21 protein-coding genes are annotated in these 23,110 nt (G+C 59.7%); 16 read left to right on the top strand and 5 right to left on the bottom strand.

All coding sequences use genetic code 11. From position 1 onward, the window contains the following. Positions 1–82 precede the first annotated feature (82 nt). Positions 83–1,084 (top strand): FecR family protein, encoded by a 1,002-nt coding sequence (locus ACYZTS_RS18925; protein ID WP_461991194.1) that lies wholly within the window; start codon positions 83–85, stop codon positions 1,082–1,084. A gap of 46 nt (positions 1,085–1,130) precedes the next feature. On the opposite strand, the gene pvdQ is transcribed toward ACYZTS_RS18925, so the two are convergent. After that, a complete protein-coding gene (gene pvdQ / locus ACYZTS_RS18920; RefSeq protein WP_461991192.1) occupies positions 1,131–3,473 on the bottom strand; it encodes a bifunctional acylase PvdQ in 2,343 nt (780 codons plus the stop codon). Between the two features lie 249 nt (positions 3,474–3,722). Here pvdQ and ACYZTS_RS18915 point away from each other — a divergent pair, with 249 nt between their 5' ends. Further along, positions 3,723–4,094 (top strand): fe2+ zn2+ uptake regulation protein, encoded by a 372-nt coding sequence (locus ACYZTS_RS18915; RefSeq protein ID WP_028620075.1) that lies wholly within the window; start codon positions 3,723–3,725, stop codon positions 4,092–4,094. Between the two features lie 19 nt (positions 4,095–4,113). Here ACYZTS_RS18915 and ACYZTS_RS18910 read toward each other — a convergent pair whose 3' ends face one another. Then, the gene (locus ACYZTS_RS18910; RefSeq protein WP_028620074.1) at positions 4,114–4,302 is read right to left on the bottom strand and encodes a hypothetical protein; all 189 of its coding nucleotides are present in this window, start codon (positions 4,300–4,302) and stop codon (positions 4,114–4,116) included. A gap of 176 nt (positions 4,303–4,478) precedes the next feature. Continuing rightward, complete coding sequence (locus ACYZTS_RS18905) at positions 4,479–5,012, bottom strand: hypothetical protein (RefSeq protein WP_461991190.1); 534 nt, start codon at positions 5,010–5,012, stop codon at positions 4,479–4,481. A gap of 364 nt (positions 5,013–5,376) precedes the next feature. On the opposite strand from ACYZTS_RS18905, the gene ACYZTS_RS18900 reads away from it, so the two are divergent. The 6 genes from ACYZTS_RS18900 to ACYZTS_RS18875 all read left to right on the top strand — a co-directional run bounded on the left by ACYZTS_RS18900 (position 5,377) and on the right by ACYZTS_RS18875 (position 10,836). Continuing rightward, entirely contained in the window at positions 5,377–7,368 is a 1,992-nt protein-coding gene (locus ACYZTS_RS18900) for a methyl-accepting chemotaxis protein (RefSeq protein WP_461991188.1), read from the top strand. Positions 7,369–7,507: 139 nt separating this feature from the next. Beyond that, the gene (locus ACYZTS_RS18895) at positions 7,508–7,954 is read left to right on the top strand and encodes a DUF411 domain-containing protein (protein ID WP_028620071.1); all 447 of its coding nucleotides are present in this window, start codon (positions 7,508–7,510) and stop codon (positions 7,952–7,954) included. Further along, a complete protein-coding gene (locus tag ACYZTS_RS18890) occupies positions 7,954–8,388 on the top strand; it encodes a YqaA family protein (RefSeq protein ID WP_028620070.1) in 435 nt (144 codons plus the stop codon). Before ACYZTS_RS18895 ends, ACYZTS_RS18890 begins: the two co-directional genes overlap by 1 nt. 85 nt (positions 8,389–8,473) lie before the next feature. Beyond that, positions 8,474–9,496: an alpha/beta fold hydrolase gene (locus ACYZTS_RS18885; RefSeq protein WP_461991186.1), complete on the top strand. Its 1,023-nt coding sequence runs from the start codon at positions 8,474–8,476 to the stop codon at positions 9,494–9,496. Positions 9,497–9,514: 18 nt separating this feature from the next. After that, on the top strand, positions 9,515–10,468 hold the full coding sequence (locus ACYZTS_RS18880) for a D-2-hydroxyacid dehydrogenase family protein (RefSeq protein ID WP_461991184.1): 954 nt from the start codon (positions 9,515–9,517) through the stop codon (positions 10,466–10,468). Between the two features lie 164 nt (positions 10,469–10,632). Further along, positions 10,633–10,836 carry a hypothetical protein gene (locus ACYZTS_RS18875; RefSeq protein ID WP_236645560.1) on the top strand — a complete coding sequence of 68 codons (204 nt, stop codon included), beginning with the start codon at positions 10,633–10,635 and terminating at the stop codon, positions 10,834–10,836. A gap of 178 nt (positions 10,837–11,014) precedes the next feature. Here ACYZTS_RS18875 and ACYZTS_RS18870 read toward each other — a convergent pair whose 3' ends face one another. Both ACYZTS_RS18870 and ACYZTS_RS18865 read right to left on the bottom strand, forming a co-directional pair. After that, the gene (locus ACYZTS_RS18870; RefSeq protein ID WP_461991181.1) at positions 11,015–12,316 is read right to left on the bottom strand and encodes an ATP-binding protein; all 1,302 of its coding nucleotides are present in this window, start codon (positions 12,314–12,316) and stop codon (positions 11,015–11,017) included. A gap of 4 nt (positions 12,317–12,320) precedes the next feature. Further along, a complete protein-coding gene (locus ACYZTS_RS18865; protein WP_028620066.1) occupies positions 12,321–13,022 on the bottom strand; it encodes a response regulator in 702 nt (233 codons plus the stop codon). A gap of 294 nt (positions 13,023–13,316) precedes the next feature. On the opposite strand from ACYZTS_RS18865, the gene ACYZTS_RS18860 reads away from it, so the two are divergent. The 8 genes from ACYZTS_RS18860 to ACYZTS_RS18825 all read left to right on the top strand — a co-directional run bounded on the left by ACYZTS_RS18860 (position 13,317) and on the right by ACYZTS_RS18825 (position 23,093). After that, the gene (locus ACYZTS_RS18860) at positions 13,317–14,474 is read left to right on the top strand and encodes an efflux RND transporter periplasmic adaptor subunit (protein ID WP_461991179.1); all 1,158 of its coding nucleotides are present in this window, start codon (positions 13,317–13,319) and stop codon (positions 14,472–14,474) included. A gap of 14 nt (positions 14,475–14,488) precedes the next feature. Continuing rightward, a complete protein-coding gene (locus ACYZTS_RS18855) occupies positions 14,489–17,587 on the top strand; it encodes a multidrug efflux RND transporter permease subunit (protein WP_461991177.1) in 3,099 nt (1,032 codons plus the stop codon). Between the two features lie 205 nt (positions 17,588–17,792). Next, positions 17,793–18,434 carry a DUF1345 domain-containing protein gene (locus ACYZTS_RS18850; protein ID WP_461991175.1) on the top strand — a complete coding sequence of 214 codons (642 nt, stop codon included), beginning with the start codon at positions 17,793–17,795 and terminating at the stop codon, positions 18,432–18,434. 75 nt (positions 18,435–18,509) lie between these two features. After that, positions 18,510–19,349: an AraC family ligand binding domain-containing protein gene (locus ACYZTS_RS18845; protein ID WP_461991173.1), complete on the top strand. Its 840-nt coding sequence runs from the start codon at positions 18,510–18,512 to the stop codon at positions 19,347–19,349. Between the two features lie 45 nt (positions 19,350–19,394). Beyond that, positions 19,395–20,003: a LysE family translocator gene (locus ACYZTS_RS18840; RefSeq protein WP_461991171.1), complete on the top strand. Its 609-nt coding sequence runs from the start codon at positions 19,395–19,397 to the stop codon at positions 20,001–20,003. A gap of 132 nt (positions 20,004–20,135) precedes the next feature. Further along, positions 20,136–21,161: a LacI family DNA-binding transcriptional regulator gene (locus ACYZTS_RS18835; protein WP_461991169.1), complete on the top strand. Its 1,026-nt coding sequence runs from the start codon at positions 20,136–20,138 to the stop codon at positions 21,159–21,161. Between the two features lie 74 nt (positions 21,162–21,235). Further along, a complete protein-coding gene (locus ACYZTS_RS18830) occupies positions 21,236–22,018 on the top strand; it encodes a sugar phosphate isomerase/epimerase family protein (RefSeq protein WP_461991167.1) in 783 nt (260 codons plus the stop codon). Beyond that, the gene (locus ACYZTS_RS18825) at positions 22,011–23,093 is read left to right on the top strand and encodes a sugar kinase (protein ID WP_461991165.1); all 1,083 of its coding nucleotides are present in this window, start codon (positions 22,011–22,013) and stop codon (positions 23,091–23,093) included. Before ACYZTS_RS18830 ends, ACYZTS_RS18825 begins: the two co-directional genes overlap by 8 nt. The last annotated feature ends 17 nt before the right edge of the window (positions 23,094–23,110 follow it).

The following is a 23,110-nucleotide window of genomic DNA, read 5'->3' as shown; positions in this document are numbered from 1 at the left end:
GGTGTTTGATGGGCAATTGCCATGACGGTTGTTCTCCAAGCATTCGTCTCAGGGTTAGAATGCGGGAAATCAGGATGAGTCAATGACCGACACTTCTCTCTCGCAAGCCCAACATGACGCCATCACCGATGCCGCAGCGCACTGGTGCATGCGTCTGCACGCCGGCGACTGCACTGCGCAGGAACGGCAGGCATTCGAGCACTGGTTCAATGCCGATCCGCTGCATGCGATCGAGTACGAGGCCATGCTCGAAATCTGGAATGTTGCGGGGGATTTACCAGGACTGGCCCAGGTTGCGCCCGCCGCTCGCAGCAAACCGGCCACACCCTGGCGCACTTTGGGCATCGCCGCCGCCATCTGCGCGGTGGCATTGCCATTGGCGGCCTTTACCGGGTGGAACTTCGGGCTGTTGCCCAATTCCTGGGAGCGTTTCGAAGCGACCAATGCGGTGCGTCAGGTCACCCTGAGCGATGGCAGTCAGGTCGAGCTGAATCTTGGCACGCAAATGACGTTCAGCAATTACAAGGATCAGCGCCGGCTGACCCTGGAGAAAGGCGAAGCGTTCTTCAGGGTCAGCCACGACGCCACACACCCGTTCATCGTCAAGGCTGCGGATGGCCGGATTCGAGTGACTGGCACCCAATTCAATGTCTGGATGTATGAAGATCAGGTGCGCGTAAACCTGATTGAAGGTTCGGTACTGGTCAGCAGCAACGATGACCTGCCGGGCGATGGTCTGCGTCTGAGCCCGTCAATGCAGGCGCGCTATAAACGAGGCGACTACACGCCTCGCATCAGCCAGACAAACGTCGGCGACAACTCCCTTGCCTGGCGTCACGGCAAACTGGTGCTCGACAATCTGGCGCTGTCCGAAGCCTTGCCGTTGATCAATCGTTATCTGGGCAAACCGGTGATGCTCGCCGACAGCGGTACCGGTGCGATTCGTCTCGGCGGCATCTACAACATCAAGGAGCTGGACAGCCTGTTGGGCTCCCTGCCCAAGGTCCTGCCGGTGTACGTGACTCGAAACAAGCACGGCAATCCGGTGCTTAATTCCATTCCGCAGCAACCGCCAAAAAGCTGAAGGCCGCGACCCTTACGGGTGCGGCCTTCTTTTTTGCCTCAAACTTTTACTGTCTGGCCACCTTCCCGGCCTTTTCGTCCTGCTCGCGAATCGTCAACACCTGGTACTGAGGGTCTGCGGTGATCTGCTGTTCGGTGAACGGCAACACGCTCAACTGTTTTTTCGAGAAGGCCAGCGTTTGATCACTGGCGTGTTTCGAGACCGGGTCGCTGGACAACGACATCGCCAGCAGCCCGCGCGCCTGCGGACCTTTGTCATCGAAGGTCACTACCTGCAGGTAGCTAGTGCCACTGACAACTTCGCGCTTGCCGTCAGACCTCGGCACGCTCTGGATGGCGTTATACACCCCCAGCGTGCCCGGCCCGCCGTGTATCGGTGTCTGCTGGTTGCCACTGCTGACCACCTGTATATCGCCCCATTGCGTCGCCGCATCGACTCCCGCTCTGTTGAGCATTTCCACAGAGCCCAGCATTGCATCGCGGATTGCCTTGGCCACCTCTGATCGGTCTATTGCCAGGCCACGCGGTGTGTGCTGCGGATCTTTCGGATCGAACGCGACTTGCCACACATCAGGTAATTCCTCTAATGCGTGCATGACATTCTGGAAATGCAGCAGACCCAGACCGCTGTCCAGATTCGCACCGCGGTCCCATGATTTGAGGCTGGCACACACCGGCGCCAGGGTTGGCGCATCAGCGTCGAGACGCGCGCACAAGGTGAGCAAGTCGGGCATCACCAGCGCCGCCTGATAGACCTGATCGTCCATCACCATGCTTTCCAGATCCTTCGTTGAGACCTTGCCGGCCTTGTTCAACGTCGCCAGACGGTCAAGCGCAAACCTCGAACGCAACCCCAGTGGCTGACCCTCCTGGCTGATCAAAGGCGAAAAACCCGTCAGCGGTTGCGACGGGTTGGCCATCCACGCCGAATCGTTGGAATGCTGAACAAAATCCCGACGGTTCAGTTGCGGCAATTTATCGGCCCCGTAGATACCGGTTTGGGCTGCTGCGGGGTCGTTGTCCCAAGCGCAGCCGCTGTTGGAACCGTCGAGCACGATCATGCTCAGCCCCGCGCGCGGATCACTGCAGCTGGCCAGTTTGTCGGCACTGACGTTGGGCACCACCGACAGGTTCATGTACAGCGTCTGACCTCGATCGTCGGTAGCGAGTGTGTTGACCCACGGGATGCCCTGAATCTTGTGAACCGAGGCTTGCAACTCGGCAAGGCTGGCGGCGCGGTTCATGGCGTACCACTGCTGCAGCACACGGTCGTTGTCCAGATTGGCGTCGCGCAGGCTGTACGCAAACTGCTTGTCCCAGTCGAGTTTCCCGGGCCACTGCACCACCGGACCGAACGGCGAACTGTAGATCACTCGGGAAACCGCTTTGACCTGGCCATCCGCCTGGTTCACCTTGATCGTCACGGTCTGCTGCGTCATGGGCGTGGACTTGCCATCGAGCATGAAACGGGTCGGATCCTTGGGATCGAGTTGCAGACGGTACAAGGTGAAATGCTTGGACGAATCGACGGTGTGGGTCCAGGCCAGGTGTTGGTTGAAACCGATATTGATCATCGGCAAACCGGGCAACGCAGCGCCCATCACATCCAGCTTGCCCGGAATGGTCAGGTGCATTTGATAGAACCGCATGCCGCCGACCCACGGAAAATGCGGATTAGCCAGCAGCATGCCGCGACCGTTGAACGAGCGCTCACTGCCCACCGCGACCGCGTTGCTGCCACGCTCCAGGGCAAAGCGTTGCAGACGCGAATCGGCGACCTGAAACGCCGCCGCATCACGAAGCGACGCAGTGGCCGCGTTGGGTGGCGTGGCACCGGCGAGCGCTTCGGCGAACTGCCCGACTCCGCCTTCGACCAGCAGACGACGGGTCAGCTTGACCATGTCGAGCGCGGTGATATCGCGGACCCATTCGCCCTGGCATTGTTGCGGCAAACCTTGAGCCCGGCGTTCTGACAATGCTCGGTTGTAACCGGCTGCGTAGCCGCCAATCAGGTCGCGAACCTCGGCCGTCTGCGCTTTCCAGAAAGCATCGACCGCTTCAGGCGTGTTCAGCCAGGTGAAAAACAGGTCACTGACTTGATTGGGGCGCTCCTCGACCGTCAGCTGATCAGGCCCGAAATACCGCGAGCGTTCACCATTGACCGTGGTGATTTCGTTGGCCAGCAAACACAGATTGTCCTGCGCGTAGGCATAGCCAATCCCGTAACCGAGGCCACGTTCGTTCTCGGCGCGTATATGCGGCACACCGAACGTAGTGCGCCGGATGTCCACCGTCACTTGCTCCGGCTGGCTGCGTGCACTGGCCGCAAGACTCAAGCCCAGCATGACACCTGCAAGGCTCAGCCTCGTTAATTGCCTGGAAATAATCACGCTCGCTCCTGATCGAAAATCTAAGGTCACACCCTGCGCGTCGACACGCAATGAGCCTTATTCAGAAACGATTGTGGCAATAAAAATTTACCGCGCAGAAGCGCATTTTTGCGGGGCTTTGAGGCGTTGCGACGCGATGGAGACAAATTTTCTACATGCGGGTCTTCATGATTTGGCTTTCTCGTACGTCTTATTGAGTAAGAGCACCCATCACATTTTCCGGTTCAGGCTCTGAGAAGGAGTTTTTGCATGTACAACTCGCAACTGCCAACGGACGGTAGCAAGGCGCCAGTGGGAACATCCATGGGCTCAAACCTGTTCAATCACACCACCGAGCGTCGCGGCAACGAGCGGATTCGCGTGCTGCTCAAGAGCTTCGGCCTGCGTACCAGCCTAATCCGCCTCAAGGTCATCGACGCCCTGCTCACTGCGGCCGACGGCGAACGCAGCCTGGGCGTGCGCGGTGTGCACAGTCACCTGCTGGACCTCGACATTCCGCTGTCGTTTCTCAGTGTGCGCGAGGTTTTGAAACGCTTGTGCAGCGAAGGGGTGATCACGTTGAACGCGGATAAAAGCTACAGCCTGCACCCGCAAGCTGCCGCTGTGCTGCACGGCGAATAATCGCGCGTGAAGGCGTCGTTCAGGGTTTGACCTTGCGGCGCATCACGCCATTGATCACCACCACGATCACCGCCACGCCAATGGCAATGTACTGAAACAGCTTCTCGCTGATCACGCCGGTGTTCTGCAGATACGACAAGCCAAACATGATTCCCAGTACCACCAGGGAAATCAGAATCGAGTACTTCAAACGTTGCGACTGGGTCATTGCCATTTCCTGAAGCTGGGGTTGCGGTGTGTAGTCAGTTGCCGGCCGGGCCTCGCCGGATTCGACCGACGGGCCTGCGGATCGGCGCTCATGTTAGCGCCGATGAAGCGATTTGGCTTCCCTGCCGCGTTATCGCCGCTCAATTCCTGACTTCACACCGGATCAACACCCCGGCTTCACGCTCTGGCCGAAAGGTTCTGGTCGGTAGGGACCGAGGTGCCGTTGCCCTTGCCGTAGTTGGCCAGGTTCTGCAGTACGTAGATAGCCTTCTTGTATTCAGGGATCAAGTAGTTGGCATACTTGTTACCTTTCAAGTTATTGTTCTGAATGGTGTCCAGTTGCGTGGCAAAGTATTCAAGCGCATTAAACGGCGCTTCAGAATCTTGCGGCACGCCGAAGCGGTCGAACTTGTCACCGGCATTACTCAATGTCACAGCTGTTACATCGCCAATCAGACCTTGCGCTTTAAGGAAGGCAGTCAGGTTGCCAAGTGACCTGGCCGAAACGTTTTCCGGGTTAAAGCCTTTTATTTGCTTGTGAATCTTCAGCTTGTCCATCTTCGCGATATCGAGCGCGTTGGGGTCGTTGCCGACCAGGGCCAGCATTTGCTTGACTTTGAAGCTGTGGGAAACGGGCTTGGCGCTGCTGCCGGTAGCTTTCACGAGCAATCCGGCTTTGGAGGTCCAGGCGCCGGTATATCCAATCGTCATGGCCTAATTCCTTGTAAGGCAATCATTGAATTGTATGAAACAAGAAGACAGGCGCAGAAGTATCGGGACAAGTATTAACCCATGCCATTAAAATTTCAGGCGCTTACAGTTTTCGTACATTTGCTGCATGCTTTTGAAGTAAATGGACTACAGACTTTTCTTCTAATTGATTTCATTCAACGCATAGCTTTGGACGTTTTGGATAGTTAAGCAATCGACGAAAGCATCAGCATCTGCTTCACCGCCCGTCACTGACCGCTCAACTTGCACGCTTGTACCTCAAGCTGGGCGCTGCCGGGCCGATAGCCAAGTGACTTGCACGATCCCGTCAAACAAGACTGCTGCACCAAAAGGACCCGACTTCATGCCCGCATTCCGAACCATTCAGGCTCGCTACACGCTGTTTCTGGTCCTTTTCATGCTGTTACTGTCCGTGTTGACCGTAGTGGGCATCAGCCAACTGGTCGCGCCCAAGCTGCGCCAGACCGAAGAGCAAGTAGCGCTTAACCGAATCGCCGAGGTCGCCGAGCAGATTCAAGGCGAACTGAACAAAGTTCAGGCCCAGCAACGCAGCATTACCCAAACCATCCCATTGCTCGACAGCGCCGCTATCGACACGGTGCTGCCAGGCTTGGTTGATCAGTACGGCGAGTTGAAAGTTTTCGGCGGCGGCATTTGGCCGTTGCCGGGGCAGCGTGAAGCCGGGCGCAACAAGTTCAGCACCTTCTGGCACCGCGATGGCTCCGGCAAGCTGGCGGTGAATACGTTCTGGAACAGCGACGCCGCTCCCAATTACTACGACCAGACCTGGTACAAGGGCGGCATGCAAACCCCGCGCGGCCAATGTGCCTGGGCAGCGGCATACAAAGATGACGCGAGTGCCGAACCGCGCACCAACTGCGCCATGGCAATTACAAAGAACGGTAGCGCCTGGGGCGTATCGACAATCGACGTGACCCTCGGTTTTTTCAACGAACTGGTGGCGCGCAAGGAAAAAGACCTCGGCGCAGAAATGCTGATCGTCGAAGCCGACGGCAAGATAATCAGCAACAGCTCGCGCATCAGCGGGCCGATCGTGTTGAAGAACATCAATGAACTGGCCGGAACCTCACCGTTCGCCAATCAGGTGAAAGCGGGCTTGCAAGGCAGGGATCAGGCCCAGCGGGCCGAGTTCGATAACAACGGCGAAGCCAGCACCTTCTTCATGCGCCCCATCGAGGGCTCGCCGTGGTTCCTTGCCACTGCCCTGCCGACGCGTTTGATCACTGCTCAGCGTGACGATGTCCTCAACACTCTGAGCATGTTGCAAATCCCGATGGTGATTCTGCTGCTGCTGTTGCAGGTTTACGCCATCCGTAAGCTGATCCAGCGCATGAAAGCCCTCAAGGCCAACATCGACGCCCTGTCCGCTGGCGACGCTGACTTGACCAAACGCATTACCATTCGTGCTGAAGATGAACTCGGCGCCATCGGTCACTCGATCAATGCATTCATCGCCTACTTGCAGAGCATGATCGGTGAAGTCACCCAGGCCACCGGGGCCATGGCATCCGGCCTGGACAACCTGCAGCGCTCATCCGCCCACACCAGTCAGATTCTGATCCGCCACGCCTCAGAAACTGATCAGACCGTTACTGCGATTACGGAGATGAGTTCGACCGCCGAAAGTGTTGCGCAGAATGCTGCCGAAACCGCAGCGTTCACACAGCGCGCCAACGAAAACGCCGATCGCTCGCGGGTGGTGGTTGGTGAAGCGTCCAGCAGCGTAGTGGCGTTGATCGATGAAGTGGCGAGCGCGACGCGCAAAGTCGAAAGCATGCAGCAGGACGCTCAGCGCATCACCGAAATTCTCGGTGTAATTGGCGCAATCGCTGGCCAGACCAACCTGCTGGCGCTCAACGCGGCCATCGAAGCGGCGCGAGCCGGTGAACAAGGTCGTGGTTTTGCAGTGGTCGCCGATGAAGTCCGTGCACTGGCCGCCCGCACCCAGGCGAGCACCTCGGAAATCAATGAAATGCTGGCGCGCCTGACCCAAGGTGTCAGCTCATCGGTCAACGCCATGGAAAACACTCAGGTCAGTTGCCAATCCGCCGCCGACGCGACTTCGAGGGTAAACACCGGACTGGACGAAATGGCGGGTTCCGTCAGCCATATCAACAGCCTCAGCACACAGATCGCGACCGCCGCCGAACAGCAAAGCGCGGTGACCGAAGAGATCAACCGCAGCATGGTGCAGATCCGCCACATGGTGGATGAACTGGTGAAAAGCGGTGAGGCGAGTGAACTCAATACCCGGCAATTGCTGGAAGCCAACAGCCGCGTGAGTGCGATCATGGGCCGCTTTAAAGTTAGTTGAGTGAACCTGCAACCCTGTAGCAGCCTTCGGCAGCTGCTACAGGGATTGGGATCCTCACACTCTGAAACACTCTCTTGGCTCATGGTTGGCTAAAATGTTCAGAATGCATTTTTGCCCGCACACCGAGACGAGATCCCCCATGCGAAATCACCTGCGTCTGGCCGCCCTGAGCGCCCTGTTTGTTTCCTCCCTCGCCCAGGCGGCCGACCTCATCCCGATTGAAGTCCACCGCGACGCCAACTGCGGCTGCTGCAAAAAATGGATCAGTCACCTGGAAGCCAACGGCTTCAAGGTCGCCGATCACGTCGAAAGCAACATGAGCGAATTCAAGAAACAGCACGGCGTGCCTCCCCGTCTGGGCTCCTGTCACACCGGTTTGATCAACGGTAAATTTGTCGAAGGACACGTGCCGGCCGAGCAGGTCCTGGCGCTGGGCAAACGCGACGATCTGCTGGGCGTTGCCGCGCCCGGCATGCCGATGGGCTCGCCGGGCATGGAAATGGATGGCATGAGCGACGCCTACCAGGTGATCGGTCTGAAAAAAGACGGCACTGATGTGGTCGTGGCGGACTACCCTGCCCATTGATCTTCGGTGCCTACATCGGGCTGTTCTTCGCGGCATTCGGCGCAGCGACGCTGTTGCCTCTGCAGTCCGAAGCGTTGCTGGTGGGACTGTTGCTCAGCGACCAATACTGGCTGTGGTTGCTGTTGACGGTAGCGACGCTGGGCAATGTCCTCGGCTCGCTGGTCAACTGGTGGCTCGGCCGGCGTGTCGAGCGTTTCCGCGAGCGGCGCTGGTTTCCGGTCAGCCCCGCCAACCTCGACAGGGCCCGCGTTCAGTATCAGCGCTACGGTCACTGGTCGTTGCTGCTCAGCTGGCTGCCCATCATCGGCGATCCGCTGACCCTGATCGCTGGCGTGATGCGCGAGCCGCTTGGCCGCTTCCTGCTGATCGTTACCGTTGCCAAAGGCGCCCGCTACGGCGTGCTGACGCTCATCACGATGGGCTGGTTGGGATGAACGATCTGCCCGCTCGATTGCCTGTGTTTAATGTCGCCCTAATCATGCCGATCCACGATCGGCGGATTTCCTACGGAGTTTCTCTATGTCCTTGACACTTTCCCGTTGGTTACCCGGTCTGCTCCTGACCGCCGCCCTGCCCGCCCTGGCAGCTGAAGGTCCGGAATACGGACCGGAGCTGCAAGGTTTCGAGTATCCGTACACGGTCAAGCATTTCGCCTTCGAATCGCAAGGCCAATCCCTGCAGATGGGCTACATGGACGTCGCCGCCAACGGCAAGGCGAACGGGCGCAGCGTCGTGTTGATGCACGGCAAGAATTTTTGCGGTGCCACCTGGGACACCTCGATCAAGGCCCTGAGCGACGCCGGTTACCGCGTCATCGCGCCGGACCAGATCGGTTTCTGCACCTCGAGCAAACCGGCGCATTATCAGTACAGTTTCCAGCAACTGGCGACCAACACCCAGCAACTGCTCAAAGCCCTCGGCATCCAGAAAGCCAGCCTGCTCGGACACTCCACCGGCGGCATGCTCGCCACCCGCTATGCGCTGCAATTTCCCGATCAGGTCGAACAACTGGCCATGGTCAACCCCATTGGCCTGGAAGACTGGAAAGCCCTCGGCGTACCGTATCGCACCGTGGATCAATGGTATGAACGCGAACTGAAAGTCACCGCCCAAGGCATTCGCGACTATGAGCGCAACACCTATTACGACGGCCGCTGGAAACCCGAATTCGATCGCTGGGTGGACATGCTCGCCGGTTTGAGCAAGGGCCCCGGCAAGACGCAGGTCGCCTGGAACTCGGCGCTGATCTACGACATGATCTTCACTCAACCGGTGTACTACGAGTTCAAGGACCTGAAAGTCCCGACGCTGTTGCTGATCGGCACGTCCGACACCACCGCCATCGGCAAGGACATCGCGCCGCCGGAAGTGAAGGCGAAAATCGGCCATTACGAAGTGCTCGGCAAGCAAGTGGCCAAGCTGATTCCGCAATCGACGCTGATCGAATTCCCCGGCATGGGCCACGCGCCGCAGATGGAAGAACCGGCGAAATTCCACGCCGCTTTGCTCGACTGGCTGAACAAAACCAATCCGGTAAATTGAGTTGATGAGGCCAGGCCCATGACGGTGCAGATTGCTGTGATTGATGATTGGCAGAATGTAGCGCGGGACGTCGTAGACTGGTCGGCGTTAAGCGACGTCGGCGAGGTGCATTTCCTCCACGAATACCCTGCCGACAACGCCACCCTCGTCGGGCGTTTGCGCGAGTTTGAAGTGATCTGCGTGATGCGCGAGCGCACGCGGTTCGATGAAGACCTGCTGCGTCAATTGCCAAAGCTGAAATTGCTGGTCACCGGCGGTATGCGTAACGCGGCGCTGGACCTGAAGGCCGCTGCTGCACTGGGTATTCAGGTCAGCGGCACCGACAGCTACAAACATGCCGCGCCGGAGCTGACCTGGGCGCTGATCATGGCCGCCACACGCAACCTCGTTGCCGAAGCCAACGCCCTGCGCGCGGGTGAGTGGCAACAAGGCCTGGGCGGCGACCTGCATGGCAAGACACTGGCGATTCTCGGTCTGGGCAGCATCGGCCAGCGCGTGGCGCAGTTCGGTCAGGTGTTCGGCATGCGCGTGATCGCCTGGAGCGAGAACCTAACCGCAGAGCGGGCTGCCGCCGCCGGCGTGACTTATGTCAGCAAGCAGGAGCTGTTTGAACAGGCCGACGTACTGTCGGTGCATCTGGTGCTCAGCGAGCGCAGCCGGGGGTTGGTCGATGCGCAGGCGTTGGCCTGGATGAAACCTGCAGCGCTGCTGGTCAACACCGCGCGCGGGCCGATTGTCGATGAAGCAGCGTTGATCAAGGCGTTGCAGAAGAAGCAACTGGCCGGCGCGGCGCTCGACGTGTTCGAGCAGGAGCCCTTGCCGGCTCAACACCCTTTCAGAACGCTGGAGAATGTGCTGGCCACGCCGCATGTCGGCTATGTCAGCCGGCAGAATTATCAGCAGTTTTATTCGCCGATGATTGAGGATATCCAGGCTTGGGCGGCCGGGGCGCCGGTTCGGCTGTTGGGCTGATAAGGGCTCAACGAATGGCCGCCGCCTCCGATTCGACCGGACTGTTCACATCCGTTCGACCTTCCTGACCATGGCGATGTCCCAACAGTGATCACCCCGGATTGTGCATCAGCGCAGTCGGGGCATGATTCGACTGTAATGCAACACTGCGTGGAGCATCCGTCATGAACATTCGTTTCGCTATATTCGGCACGCCACTTCTGCTGGCCGTCGCACTTTCAAGCTCTATGGCGCTCGCTACCAGCGACAAACAGAAAGAAGAGCCGGAAAAAGCCAATTGCCCGAAAGGCCAGGTCTGGGACAGTAAATCCCAGCGCTGCCTGATGCAAAACAGCAGTCTGGTCTCGCACCTGTCTCGCACGATATAGGCCCGCCACTGCCGTTGTAGCAGCTGCCGAGCAGCGCGAGGCTGCGTCTGAAATTTGTGACTGGCCCGGTTTATGGGGGAGCTCAACTTTTGGAACTGCCGCGCGGCCGACGCAGCCTCGCGGTGCTCGGCAGCTGCTACGGGGATTTGCGTCGGGCGGAGGTCGGTATTCAGAAACGTCAGGCGGGGGTGGGAAGCCACAGACGGAAGCGTGCGCCCCCCAAGGGAGACGGTTCGACGGTCAGTGTTCCGTTTTGCGCTTCGAGGGCGCGGCGGCTGATGGCGAGGCCCAGGCCGAATCCGCCCGTGGCGCGATCACGGCTGCGATCCAGCCGATAAAACGGCTCGAAGATGCGCTCACGCTCATCCTCCGGTATGCCGATCCCGTCGTCATCGACCCAGATCTCGCACCCCTTCCCGCTGACTTGCACGCTGATCTGGATGCGAGTTTCGCAATAGCGCATCGCGTTGCGCAGCAGGTTCTGGATCGCCCGCGCCGTCAGACGTGGGTCGAGGCTGAAGCGCGCAAGCTGACCGTTCAACAACACATCGATCACGATGTCCGGCGAACTCAGCTCCTCGTCAACGCTGCCAAGAATGCTGTCGACAAATTCGTCCAGCGAAACCTCGACCTGTTCAGGCACCCACGCCGGATTTTGCAAACGGCTGTACGACAGCAATTCGAGCACCAGCTCGTCGAGTTCGCGGATATGCGCCACCAGCCCCTGCAGACGTTCGCGACTTGTGGCCGGCAAATCGTCCGACAGTGCCAGAGCCAAGCCGAAATCCAGACGGGTCAGCGGTGTGCGCAGTTCGTGGGAAACCGCATTCAGCAGGTCGCGCTGCTGGTTGAGCAGGTGTTCGATGTCGCTGGCCATGGTGTCGAACACATGCGCCAGACTGCCAATGTTGGAATGCGCAGAGATCTGCGTTCGCTCGCTTAAGTGACCTTTGCCGAAGCGCTCTGCAGTGCCTTTGAGCTTTTCCAGATCACGCCAGTGCGGGCGCAACCACAGCAACAGACAGGCGAGCAACGTGGCGCCGATCAGCACATTGATGCTCCAGTACAACAGGTCCACATCCATCGGGTCCGGTGGAACCACCATTTGCACCACGGTCTGCTCGTTCAACGGCGTGACCGCCAGCGTCCGCCAGCCCCAGTCTCCGATTCGCACCACATTTTCGCCGCGGCGCAAACGCTGCTGTTCCACCGGGGTGAATTGCTCGTCGTCAGTACCTGCCAGAACGATGTGCAGGGGCTGAAATTCTTTGTCCATTTGCGCTGCCAGCGCCGGCCACTGCGCCTGCGGCACCGCGTGGAACTGCTTGACGATGAGCGTTTGCAGCCCTCGCGAATAGTCGAGGTTGTAGGTAACAAAACGCTCATGGAAGAGTTTGATCACCACCTCGGGCACCAGGTAAATCGCGGCGCTATAGGAAACGATCGTCACCAGGTACAGGCGAAACAGCAGTCTGAACATGGGCTCAGCATTCCCATTCAGAGCGGCTGAACAAATACCCTTTGCCCCACACCGTTTTGATCTTGCGCGCTTCACCGGCGTGGTCGTCGAACTTGCGTCGCAGCTTGGAAATCGCCACGTCCACCGAGCGGTCGGTGCCGTTGAATTCAATGCCGCGCAGGCGTTGCAGAATCTGGTCGCGGCTGAGCACCTCACCCGCGTGCCGGGCCAACACCACCAGCAAGTTGTATTCGCCACTGGACAGTTCGACCGGTTGCTGGCGCCAGGTCACGGTGCGCTCGGACAGGTCGATGCACAGGTTGCCCATCAGAATGCGGTCGTTGGCGCTCTGCGGTTCGCTGAGGCTGCTGCGACGCAGCAAAGTGCGCACCCTGGCCAGCAAAACCCGCGGTTCGCACGGTTTGCTGACGTAGTCATCGGCGCCCATTTCCAGCCCCAGCACCTGATCGTGGCTGTCGTCGCGGGCGGTGAGCATCAGGATTGGCAGCGCTGCCGAATCGGCGCGCAGCAAGCGGCACACTTGCAGACCGTCCAGCCCCGGCAGCATCAGGTCGAGGATCACCAGGTCCGGAGGATTGGCCCGCGCTCGCTCGCGCACCTGATCGCCACGGCTGATCACGCTGACGCTATAGCCGTTGCGCTCCAGATAACTGGCAATCAGCTCGGAGAGCGCGGAGTCGTCTTCGACCAGGAGGATGTTGGGCATGGGGTGTTTCCAGAAGGTGCGGTGGCGTTTGTGCCGCCGCTTTCGCGGGCAAGCCCGCTCCCACATGGATTGGCGATGTTCCGGCAATAGTTGACACACCGGAGATCAAATGTGGGAGCGGGCTTGCTCGCGAAAGCGGCCGCACAGGCGCAAAAATTTCACGACCTGAAGGATATACGCCCTCCTGCCTTCCTGCGTAAAACCCTTACACAATTTCACACAGCAACTACAAAGCTTCACCGCTACTCTCGTCGCCTCCCCGTAGGATGCCGGGGATCATTATTGGGGTAATTCATGTCGAAGAATCTGCTCGCCAGGCTCAGCCTGATTGCATTGGCGTTGACGCTGGGCGCGTGTGACAAGGCAACGACCGCCGAGGAAGCGGCGCCGTTGGTCAGCGTGCGCATCGAAACCTTGTCGGCCCGCCCGCTGTCGATCAGCAGTGAATTGAGCGGGCGCATTGCCGCGCCGCGTATTGCCGAAGTGCGGGCGCGGGTGGCGGGCGTGGTATTGCAGCGTGTCTTCCGTGAAGGCAGCGACGTGAAAAAAGGCGAAGTATTGTTCCGCATCGACCCGGCGCCGTTCAAAGCGGACCTCGACAGCGCCGAAGCGGACCTGCGCAAAGCCGAGGCCAATGCCTTTCAGGCGCGCTTGCAAGAGCAGCGGTACGCACAACTGGTCGAAGGCAACGCCATCAGCGGTCAGGATTACGACAACGCCCGTGCCGCCGTTCGGCAAACGGCCGCTGAAGTCGCCGCCAACAAGGCCGCCGTCGACCGGGCGAAACTCAACCTCGGCTATGCCACCGTCACCGCGCCGATTGCCGGACGCATCGGGCGTGCACTGGTGACCGAAGGGGCGCTGGTCGGGCAAAACGAAACCACGCCACTGGCGCTGATTCAGCAGCTCGACCCGATTCACGCCGACCTCACTCAATCCACCCGTGAACTCAACGACCTGCGCCGCGCGTTCCGTTCCGGCCAGTTGAAGGAAGTCGGTCGGGGTGAAGCCAAGGCCACGCTGATACAGGACGATGGCAGTCTCTATCCGCTGCCGGGCAAGCTGCTGTTTACCGACATCACGGTCGATCCCGGCACTGGCCAGATCATCCTGCGTAGCGAATTTCCCAACCCTGACCTTGACCTGCTGCCGGGCAGTTTCGTGCGTGTGCGGCTGGAGCAAGCGGTCGATCAGCACGGCATCAGCGTGCCGCAACGAGCCATCCAGCGGGACAGCGCCGGCATCGCGCAAGTGCTGCTGCTGGATGCAGATCAACGCGTCGGCCTGCAGCCCGTTGAACTGGGCGCCGTGCAGAACGATCGCTGGATCGTCACCGGTGGGCTGAAGCCCGGCGACCGCATCGTCACCGAAGGCCTGCAACACGCCAAGCCCGGCGAGAAAGTGCAGATCGACGACACCCCTCTTCCACTTGCCCAGGCTTCTGGTCAGTAAGCAGGACGCTTTTTATGCCGCAGTTCTTTATCGACCGCCCGGTGTTCGCCTGGGTGGTTGCCCTGTTCATCCTGCTGGCCGGCGCGCTGGCCATTCCGCAGTTGCCGGTGGCGCAGTACCCCGACGTTGCGCCGCCGCAGATCGAAATCTATGCCGTGTATCCCGGTGCATCGGCGCAGACCGTGGATGAGAGCGTGGTCAGCCTGATCGAGGAAGAGCTCAACGGCGCCGATCATCTGCTGTATTTCGAATCCCAGAGCAGCCTTGGCAGCGCGACGATCAAGGCGACGTTTCAGCCGGGCACCAACCCGGAAATGGCCCAGGTCGATGTGCAGAACCGCTTGAAAGTGGTTGAGTCACGGCTGCCGCAAGCAGTGAACCAGCAAGGTTTGCAGGTGGAAAAAGTCTCCGCCGGTTTTCTGTTGCTGATCACGCTGACCTCCAGTGACGGCAAACTCGACGACGTCGCGCTCAGTGATTATCTGGCGCGCAACGTGATGAACGAGATCAAGCGTCTGGACGGCGTCGGCAAGGCGCAGTTGTACGGCGCCGAGCGGGCCATGCGCATCTGGATCGATCCGCAGAAGCTGCTCGGTTTCAACCTGACCCCGGCCGACGTGAATGCCGCCATCGTCGCCCAGAACGCGCAGGTTTCGGCGGGCAGCATCGGCGATCTACCGACGCGCAGTACTCAGGAAATCACCGCGACCATCCTGGTCAAAGGGCAGCTATCGACCCCGGAAGAATTTGCCGACATCGTGCTTAAGGCCTACCCCGACGGCTCCACCGTGCGCATTGGCGACGTGGCGCGGGTCGAAATCGGCAGTCAGGATTATCAGTTCGGCACACGTCTGAACGGTAAGCCTTCAACCGCCGTCGGCGTGCAACTGTCACCGGGCGCCAATGCCCTGAGCACAGCTACGCTTGTGCGGGCAAAGATGGATGATCTGGCGCGCTATTTCCCGGCCAACGTCGAATACAAGATCCCTTACGACACCTCACCCTTCGTCAAAGTCTCGATCACCAAGGTGGTTTACACCCTGCTCGAGGCCATGGTGCTGGTATTCGCGGTGATGTTTCTGTTTTTGCAAAACATCCGCTACACGCTGATTCCAACGCTGGTCGTGCCAGTCGCTTTGATGGGCACCTTCGCTACCATGCTGGCTCTGGGCTTCTCGGTGAATGTGCTGACCATGTTCGGCATGGTGCTGGCGATCGGCATTCTGGTGGACGACGCCATTGTGGTGGTGGAAAACGTCGAACGGATCATGGTCACCGAAGGCCTCTCGCCCAAGGAAGCGACGCGCAAGGCCATGAAGCAGATCACCGGGGCGATCATCGGCATCACTTTGGTGCTGGTCGCAGTGTTTATCCCGATGGCATTCATGCAGGGCTCGGTCGGCGTGATCTACCGCCAGTTCTCGTTGTCGATGGCAACGTCGATTCTGTTCTCGGCGTTCCTTGCCCTCACCCTGACCCCGGCGCTGTGCGCAACCTTGCTCAAGCCGATTGCCAAGGGTGAGCATCACGCCAAGGGCGGTTTTTTCGGCTGGTTCAACCGGCGTTTCGAGCAACTGACCGAGCGTTACTCGGGATGGGTAGCCTATGCGCTTAAACGCAGCGGTCGCTATCTGCTGATCTATGGCGTGTTGTTGATTGCGCTAGGCTGGTGCTTCAGTCGCCTGCCGTCTTCGTTTCTGCCGGTGGAGGATCAGGGTTACACGATCACCGACATTCAACTGCCGCCGGGTGCGAGCCAGAACCGCACGGTGCAGGTGGTCAAGCAGATCGAGGCGCACAACGCGACCGAACCCGGTGTCGGTGACAGCACGGTCATCCTTGGTTTCAGCTTCTCCGGCAGCGGGCAGAACGCGGCATTGGCCTTTACTACATTGAAAGACTGGTCAGATCGCGACAGCGACGACTCGGCCAGCTCGATCGCAGACCGCGCCAATATCGCCTTCAGTCAGATCAAGGATGCCGCGGCGTTCTCGGTCCTGCCGCCACCGGTGGACGGCCTCGGGACCTCCAGCGGTTTCGAGTTTCGCCTGCAAGACCGTGGCGGCCTTGGACATGCGACATTGATGAAGGCCCGAAGCGAATTGCTCGAAGCCGCCGAGAACAGCCCTATCCTGATGAACGTGCGCGAGAGCGCCTTGGCCGAAGCGCCGCAAGTGCAGCTGGAAGTCGACCGCAAACAGGCGAATGCTCTGGGTGTGTCGTTCGCCGACATCGGTAATGTGCTGTCCACAGCGGTCGGGTCTGCTTACATCAACGACTTTCCCAATCAGGGACGGATGCAACGGGTGGTGGTACAGGCTGAAGGCGATCAACGCAGTCAGGTTGCTGACCTGTTGAAGATCAACGTGCGCAACGATGCCGGAAAGATGGTGCCGCTGTCCGCTTTCGTTGAGGCGAAATGGACTCAGGGGCCGGCGCAACTGACCCGTTACAACGGCTACCCGGCGATCAGCATTTCCGGCGAGCCGAAACCGGGTTACAGCACCGGTGAAGCCATGGCGGAAATCGAGCGACTGGTCGCACTGGGGCCGGCAGGTCTGGGTCAGGAATGGACCGGGCTGTCTTTGCAGGAGCGCTTGTCCGGCAGTCAGGCACCGATCCTGCTCGGCTTGTCGTTGCTGATCGTGTTTTTGTGCCTGGCGGCGCTGTACGAGAGTTGGTCGATCCCGACCTCGGTGTTGCTGGTGGTGCCGCTGGGTGTGCTCGGTGCGGTGTTGGCCGTGAGTTTGCGCGGCATGCCCAACGACGTGTTCTTCAAGGTCGGGCTGATCACCATCATCGGGTTGTCGGCGAAGAACGCGATCCTGATCATCGAGTTCGCCAAGAGCCTGTACGACGAAGGGCACGACCTGATCGACGCCACGTTACAAGCGGCGCGCTTACGTCTGCGGCCAATTGTCATGACGTCTCTGGCGTTCATTCTGGGCGTCGTGCCGCTGGCGATTGCAACGGGCGCGAGTTCGGCAAGTCAGCAAGCCATCGGCACCGGGGTGATCGGCGGGATGATCACGGCGACCTTGGCCGTGGTGTTTGTGCCGGTGTTTTTTGTGGTGGTGATGAAACTGGTGCGTAAGCGCCACACACAGCCCTGACCCATCGGTATGGGATAAATCCCCTCCGTAGGAGCTGACGAGTGAAACGAGGCTGCGATCTTTTGATCTTGCTTCTGCGACCCCAAGTTCAAAAGATCGCAGCCTCGTTTCACTCGACAGCTCCTACACAGCTCATACACAGCCGCTACGCAAAGCCCAGTGGCGTGCGCTATGGTGCACAGACCCGCCGCCATAGTGAGTCCCCATGCCCCACCTCGCCCGCACCCACCCTCGCCTGTCCGCTGCCGCCACACTCGGTGTCGCGGTGGGGATTCTTACCCCAACCGATTCAATCATCAGCAAAATCCTCTTCGGCTGGAATGCCGGCGTATGGACCTACCTGCTGTTGATGTTCTGGCTCAGCGCACGAGCCAAGGCGCCGGACGTTAAACGGATCGCCGAGGTCGAGGATGAAAACGCCGGGCTGGTGCTGTTCGTGGTGTGCTTCGCGGCGATCGCCAGCCTGGCGACCATCACCTTCGAACTGGCGGGCAGCAAAGACCTGGAAAGCACCAGCAAACTGCTGCATTACGGATTTACCGCCTTCACCGTGATCGGCTCGTGGCTTCTGATCGGGGTGATCTTCAGCGTGCATTACGCCCGTCTTTTTTACACGTGGGGTGGCAAAGACCCAGCGTTGCGTTTCGCCGAGGGCCTGCAAACGCCCAACTATTGGGACTTTCTGTATTTTTCGTTCACCATCAGCGCAGCCGTGCAAACCTCCGATGTCGGGGTGGCTACCCGGGATCTGCGCAAGATTGTGCTGGCGCAATCGCTGATCGGATTTCTCTTCAACACCGCGATTCTCGGGTTCTCGATCAATATCGCTGCCGGGCTGTTCAACTGACGCCTGCACAAATGTTCTAGGCAGGCGCTGGCTACCAGCGTTAACTGTCCCGGATCTCCGTCCCACAGGTGCACCATGACGACTCATAACTGGATCGAACTCGCCCAGGACGCCGACACCGGCATTGAGACGTTGCGCGCGCATTTCGAAGGTCACGCTTACGACCCGCACTGGCATGACAGTTTTCTGGTGGGTGTCACCGAGCAAGGGGTTCAGCAATTCAATTGTCGTCGGGCCAAACACCAGAGCACACCGGGCGAAGTGTTCCTGCTTGAGCCAGGCGAGATCCACGATGGGGAAGCGCCGACGGAAGATGGCTTCACTTACCGAATGTTGTACTTCGATCCACAGTGGTTGCAGCGCGAACTGAGCGCTGTATTCGACAGCGCACCCGACAACACTCAACTGAGTTTTGCCCACACACTGACCAGCGACGTGCGTCTGGCCCATGCCACCCACCAGGCGTTTCAGACACTGCACCGCGGCGAACTGAAAATTGTGCGCCAGACCGCCCTGGATGGCTTGCTCGAGCGCCTGACTGCCCACGTACATTGGCGCGCTCGATACGGCGAAGACCCGCGTCTGCCACGCGTGGCGCAACAGGCCCGCGCGTTTTTGCATGCGCACTTCCAGGAAGACATCGGGCTGGATCATCTGAGCGTTGCGACCGGCGTCGACCGCTATCGGCTGACTCGGGCGTTCAAGGCTGCTTTTGGCATCGCGCCCCACGCTTATCTGGTGCAATTGCGCCTGGCCAAGGCACGTCGCCAGTTGGCTCGTGGTGAACAGCCAGCAGCAGTGGCGATGGCTCTGGGTTTTGCCGATCAGAGCCATCTGGGCCGCTGGTTCGTGCGGGCCTACGGCTTGACGCCGGCGCTGTATCGCAGGCGCTGCTCAAATCTTCCAGACGCGTGACAGCGGGACAGCGAAGATAAGCGATCTTCTCTGGAGTTGCCCACCATGTCATCCAGCTTACCGACGTTACTGCCCTTCGCGCTGTTCGCCTTCGTAGCCTCGATCACGCCCGGCCCGACCAACGTTCTGGTGTTGAGCAATAGCGCTCGCTACGGCTTGACTGCCACCCTGCCAATTATTTTTGGTGCCTGTGCCAGTGCAGCGATACTGGTGCTGCTGGTGGGTGCCGGCGCCGGTTCGACACTGACATCCTCGCCGATGCTGCAGACGACAATGCAGTGGATTGGCGTGCTGTGGCTGAGTTACCTGGCATGGCAGATTTTCACTGCGCCAGCTGAAGCGCTCGCCCCCGGTGACACGCAGGCACGGCTGGGATTGGTGGGGGCCGCCAGCCTGCAACTGATCAACCCGAAAACCTGGATGATGGCGCTGGCCGTGGTCAGTGTATTTGCAAGTAGCGGTGAGCAGCGTTTCAACCATGTGTTGATTTTGTCAGTGGCGTTTTTTCTGATCTCCCTGCCGTGCCTGGGTGGATGGGCGCTGCTGGGCGCCGGGTCGGCGCGGTGGCTGCGTTCGCCCAAGGCGATGCGACGCTTCAACCGGTGCATGGCGCTGTTGCTGCTGATTTCGGCGTGGTCGACCGTGGGAATATGAGAGCCATCCGTCGGCTTGAGGCGTTTGCAATTTCACCTGAGGGTTGACGCAAGGTACGTTTCTGGTGTCTTCTGAAACCGGTTTCAGTGCAACGCACCAAACCTTATAAATCCAATAAGAAGGTTTCAGCCTGTGAACGATTTCTCCGCCGCCCAGCGCAGCCGCGTGACCATGCTTGACGTGGCCGAACACGCCAAGGTCTCCAAGGCCAGCGTGTCGAGATTCATCGGCGATGATAGAGCCCTGTTGTCCGACGCGATTGCCTTGCGCATCGAGCAGTCGATTGCCGAACTCGGCTACCGCCCCAACCAGATGGCTCGTGGTCTGAAACGTGGCAGAACCCGCCTGATCGGCATGCTGGTCGCTGACATCCGCAATCCCTATTCGATCGCCGTGATGCACGGGGTGGAAACCGCCTGCCGTCAGCACGGTTACAGCCTGGTGGTGTGCAACACCGACCGTGATGACGAACAGGAGCGCCAGCACCTCGCCCTGCTGCGCTCATACAATATCGAAGGGCTGATCGTGAACACCCTCGGGCACCATCGCGATGAATTGCAGGAACTGCAACGGGAGATGCCCTTGGTGCTGGTGGACCGCAAGGTCGAGCAGTTCGACAGTGACATGGTCGGGCTGGACAACCCGGCGGCCATCGCCATCGCACTCGACCACCTCGAAGAACGTGGCTATCGCGATGTGATGCTGGTGACTGAGCCCTTCGACGGCACGAGTTCACGCATCGAGCGGGTCAGCAGTTTTAATCAGCAAATCGCGCAGCGTTCTACCCTGCGCGGCGCCATCGTCGAGACCGGCAGCGAACTGACCGCGAACCTCAATACGTTTCTAAAATCTCCCGGCCCTGGTCAGAAAGCACTGTTCTGCGCGAACGGTATCGCGGCGCTGGCCAGCACTCATGCCCTGCGCGAGCTGGGGTGCAAGCTGTTTGACGATGTCGGGCTGATCGCTCTGGATGACCTGGATTGGTACCCGTTGGTGGGCAGTGGCATCACCGCACTGGCGCAGCCGACAGCCGAGATCGGCGCGCGTGCGTTTGAGTGTTTGCTTAAGCGCTTGCGCGGGGATGACGGGCCGGTGCGGACTCTGGATTTTGCGGCGCGGTTGGTTGTCAGGGGTTCGACCCTTGGGAATCTCCGGTGAATGTGATGGCCCGCGAAACACACGAATCTATTTTTTTGAACAAAAATGAAACCGGTTTCAGAGGTCGATAACAAATGAAAAAACCACCTGTCTCCATCAGCCTGTCGAGCTACGGCGCCGACCTTGTCCGCCAACGCGGCCAAGGCTCGTTCATCGAAACGCTGGCGAGCGCCGGCGCCACCCGCATCGAATGGCGCGAAGAATTGCTGACGGTCGAAGATCCCGCTCAGCTCGCGAAAGCCACCGAGGGCCAGAATCTGCAAAGCGTGTTTTCGTCGCCGCTGGAGCTGTGGCTGGCCGGTCAAACCAGACCCAATCCCGAACTGATCAACGCACTGCAACGCGCCGAGGCTTTCGGGTCCAGATGGCTTAAGGTCTCGCTCGGGTACTTCACGGATAACAGCGACCTTCAAACCTTGAGCCAGGTACTCAGCAAAAGCCCGGTGCAACTGCTGGTGGAAAACGACCAGACCTTGCACGGCGGTCGCATCGAACCGTTCCAGCGCTTTTTCGCCGAAGTCGAGCAGCACGGTTTGCCGATCAAAATGACCTTCGACATCGGCAACTGGCACTGGCAGGACCAACCGGCCGCCAGCGCCGCGCGCCTGTTGGGTCGTCACGTCGGCTACGTGCACTGTAAAGCCGTTCAGCGCCGCGCCGACGGCAAACTGGTCGCCACACCGCCCGCTGTGAGCGATCTGCATGAGTGGGAACAACTGCTGCGCCACATGCCTCAGGGCGTGATGCGTGCAGCTGAGTATCCGCTGCAGGGCGACGACCTTGTACAACTCACGACTGAGCATGTCGCCACCCTCGCCCGCCTTGGCCAAACCCGACTGGAGAGTGCTGATGCCTGAGATCGATATCCTCTCGTTCGGCGAAACCATGGCGATGTTCGTTGCTGACTACAACGGCGACCTGGCCCACGTCGACCACTTCCACAAGCGCATTGCCGGAGCGGACAGCAACGTCGCGATCGGCCTCTCGCGGTTGGGTTTCAACGTGACGTGGTTGAGTCGGGTCGGTGATGATTCTCTCGGCCGTTTTGTGATCGATACGCTGCAAAAGGAAGGCGTGGATTGCAGCTATGTCGCCATCGACCCGACACACCCGACTGGTTTCCAGATGAAATCCCGCGCCGACGATGGCAGCGATCCGCTGGTTGAATATTTCCGCCGCGGGTCGGCGGCGAGCCATTTGTCAGCGCAGTCGATCATGCCCGAGCTGCTCAAGGCTCGGCATTTGCACGCCACCGGCATTCCACCGGCGCTGTCTGCGACGGCTCGGGAAATGTCTTTTGAATTGATGACGCGCATGCGTGAGGCCGGGCGCAGCGTGTCTTTCGACCCCAACCTGCGCCCGAACCTGTGGGCCAGTACGCAGCAAATGATCACCGAGATAAACCGGCTTGCGGCCCTCGCCCACTGGGTGTTGCCAGGGTTGAGCGAAGGACAACTGCTCACCGGTTTGGACGACCCCGCTGACATCGCCGCGTTTTATCTGGACAAGGGCGCTGAGGCCGTGGCGATCAAGCTCGGCCCGCACGGTGCTTATTACCGGACTCATCTGCACGCTGGTTTTGTGGCCGCCGTAGCGGTGGAAAAGGTAGTGGACACTGTAGGTGCCGGTGATGGTTTTGCGGTAGGGATGATCAGCGCACTGCTGGAAAACCTCAGCTTTGCCGACGCCGTGGAGCGTGCCAACTGGATTGGCAGCCGCGCGGTGCAGAGTCGTGGGGACATGGAGGGGTTGCCGAGCCGGTCGCAGATGTCCGTCGAATTCGAGGCCGCCATCGCGAGCAGGCTCGCTCCCACAGGAGATTTGCGGTGTTCACACAGCCCATGTCCTACAGCGGATCTGCAGAGCTTAGACAATCCCTGTGGGAGCGAGCCTGCTCGCGATGAGGCCAGCACGAGCACTGCAAAAGCTTGAACCCGACGCGTACCTGC

The organism is Pseudomonas sp. TMB3-21 (assembly GCF_054898145.1).
Note: the sequence above shows the minus strand (reverse complement) of the source record. Positions and strands in the feature narration are given on the sequence as shown.

Excerpts from the sequence above, each read along its gene's own strand:
- ACYZTS_RS18915 (WP_028620075.1), top strand. The coding sequence starts at position 3,723 with ATGTACAACTCGCAACTGCCAACGGACGGTAGCAAGGCGCCAGTGGGA.
- ACYZTS_RS18870 (WP_461991181.1), bottom strand. The coding sequence starts at position 12,316 with ATGTTCAGACTGCTGTTTCGCCTGTACCTGGTGACGATCGTTTCCTAT.
- ACYZTS_RS18855 (WP_461991177.1), top strand. The coding sequence starts at position 14,489 with ATGCCGCAGTTCTTTATCGACCGCCCGGTGTTCGCCTGGGTGGTTGCC.
- ACYZTS_RS18880 (WP_461991184.1), top strand. The coding sequence starts at position 9,515 with ATGACGGTGCAGATTGCTGTGATTGATGATTGGCAGAATGTAGCGCGG.
- ACYZTS_RS18830 (WP_461991167.1), top strand. The coding sequence starts at position 21,236 with ATGAAAAAACCACCTGTCTCCATCAGCCTGTCGAGCTACGGCGCCGAC.
- ACYZTS_RS18885 (WP_461991186.1), top strand. The coding sequence starts at position 8,474 with ATGTCCTTGACACTTTCCCGTTGGTTACCCGGTCTGCTCCTGACCGCC.
- ACYZTS_RS18900 (WP_461991188.1), top strand. The coding sequence starts at position 5,377 with ATGCCCGCATTCCGAACCATTCAGGCTCGCTACACGCTGTTTCTGGTC.
- ACYZTS_RS18875 (WP_236645560.1), top strand. The coding sequence starts at position 10,633 with ATGAACATTCGTTTCGCTATATTCGGCACGCCACTTCTGCTGGCCGTC.
- ACYZTS_RS18840 (WP_461991171.1), top strand. The coding sequence starts at position 19,395 with ATGTCATCCAGCTTACCGACGTTACTGCCCTTCGCGCTGTTCGCCTTC.
- ACYZTS_RS18925 (WP_461991194.1), top strand. The coding sequence starts at position 83 with ATGACCGACACTTCTCTCTCGCAAGCCCAACATGACGCCATCACCGAT.
- ACYZTS_RS18865 (WP_028620066.1), bottom strand. The coding sequence starts at position 13,022 with ATGCCCAACATCCTCCTGGTCGAAGACGACTCCGCGCTCTCCGAGCTG.
- ACYZTS_RS18895 (WP_028620071.1), top strand. The coding sequence starts at position 7,508 with ATGCGAAATCACCTGCGTCTGGCCGCCCTGAGCGCCCTGTTTGTTTCC.
- ACYZTS_RS18850 (WP_461991175.1), top strand. The coding sequence starts at position 17,793 with ATGCCCCACCTCGCCCGCACCCACCCTCGCCTGTCCGCTGCCGCCACA.
- ACYZTS_RS18845 (WP_461991173.1), top strand. The coding sequence starts at position 18,510 with ATGACGACTCATAACTGGATCGAACTCGCCCAGGACGCCGACACCGGC.
- ACYZTS_RS18905 (WP_461991190.1), bottom strand. The coding sequence starts at position 5,012 with ATGACGATTGGATATACCGGCGCCTGGACCTCCAAAGCCGGATTGCTC.
- ACYZTS_RS18825 (WP_461991165.1), top strand. The coding sequence starts at position 22,011 with ATGCCTGAGATCGATATCCTCTCGTTCGGCGAAACCATGGCGATGTTC.
- ACYZTS_RS18910 (WP_028620074.1), bottom strand. The coding sequence starts at position 4,302 with ATGACCCAGTCGCAACGTTTGAAGTACTCGATTCTGATTTCCCTGGTG.
- ACYZTS_RS18860 (WP_461991179.1), top strand. The coding sequence starts at position 13,317 with ATGTCGAAGAATCTGCTCGCCAGGCTCAGCCTGATTGCATTGGCGTTG.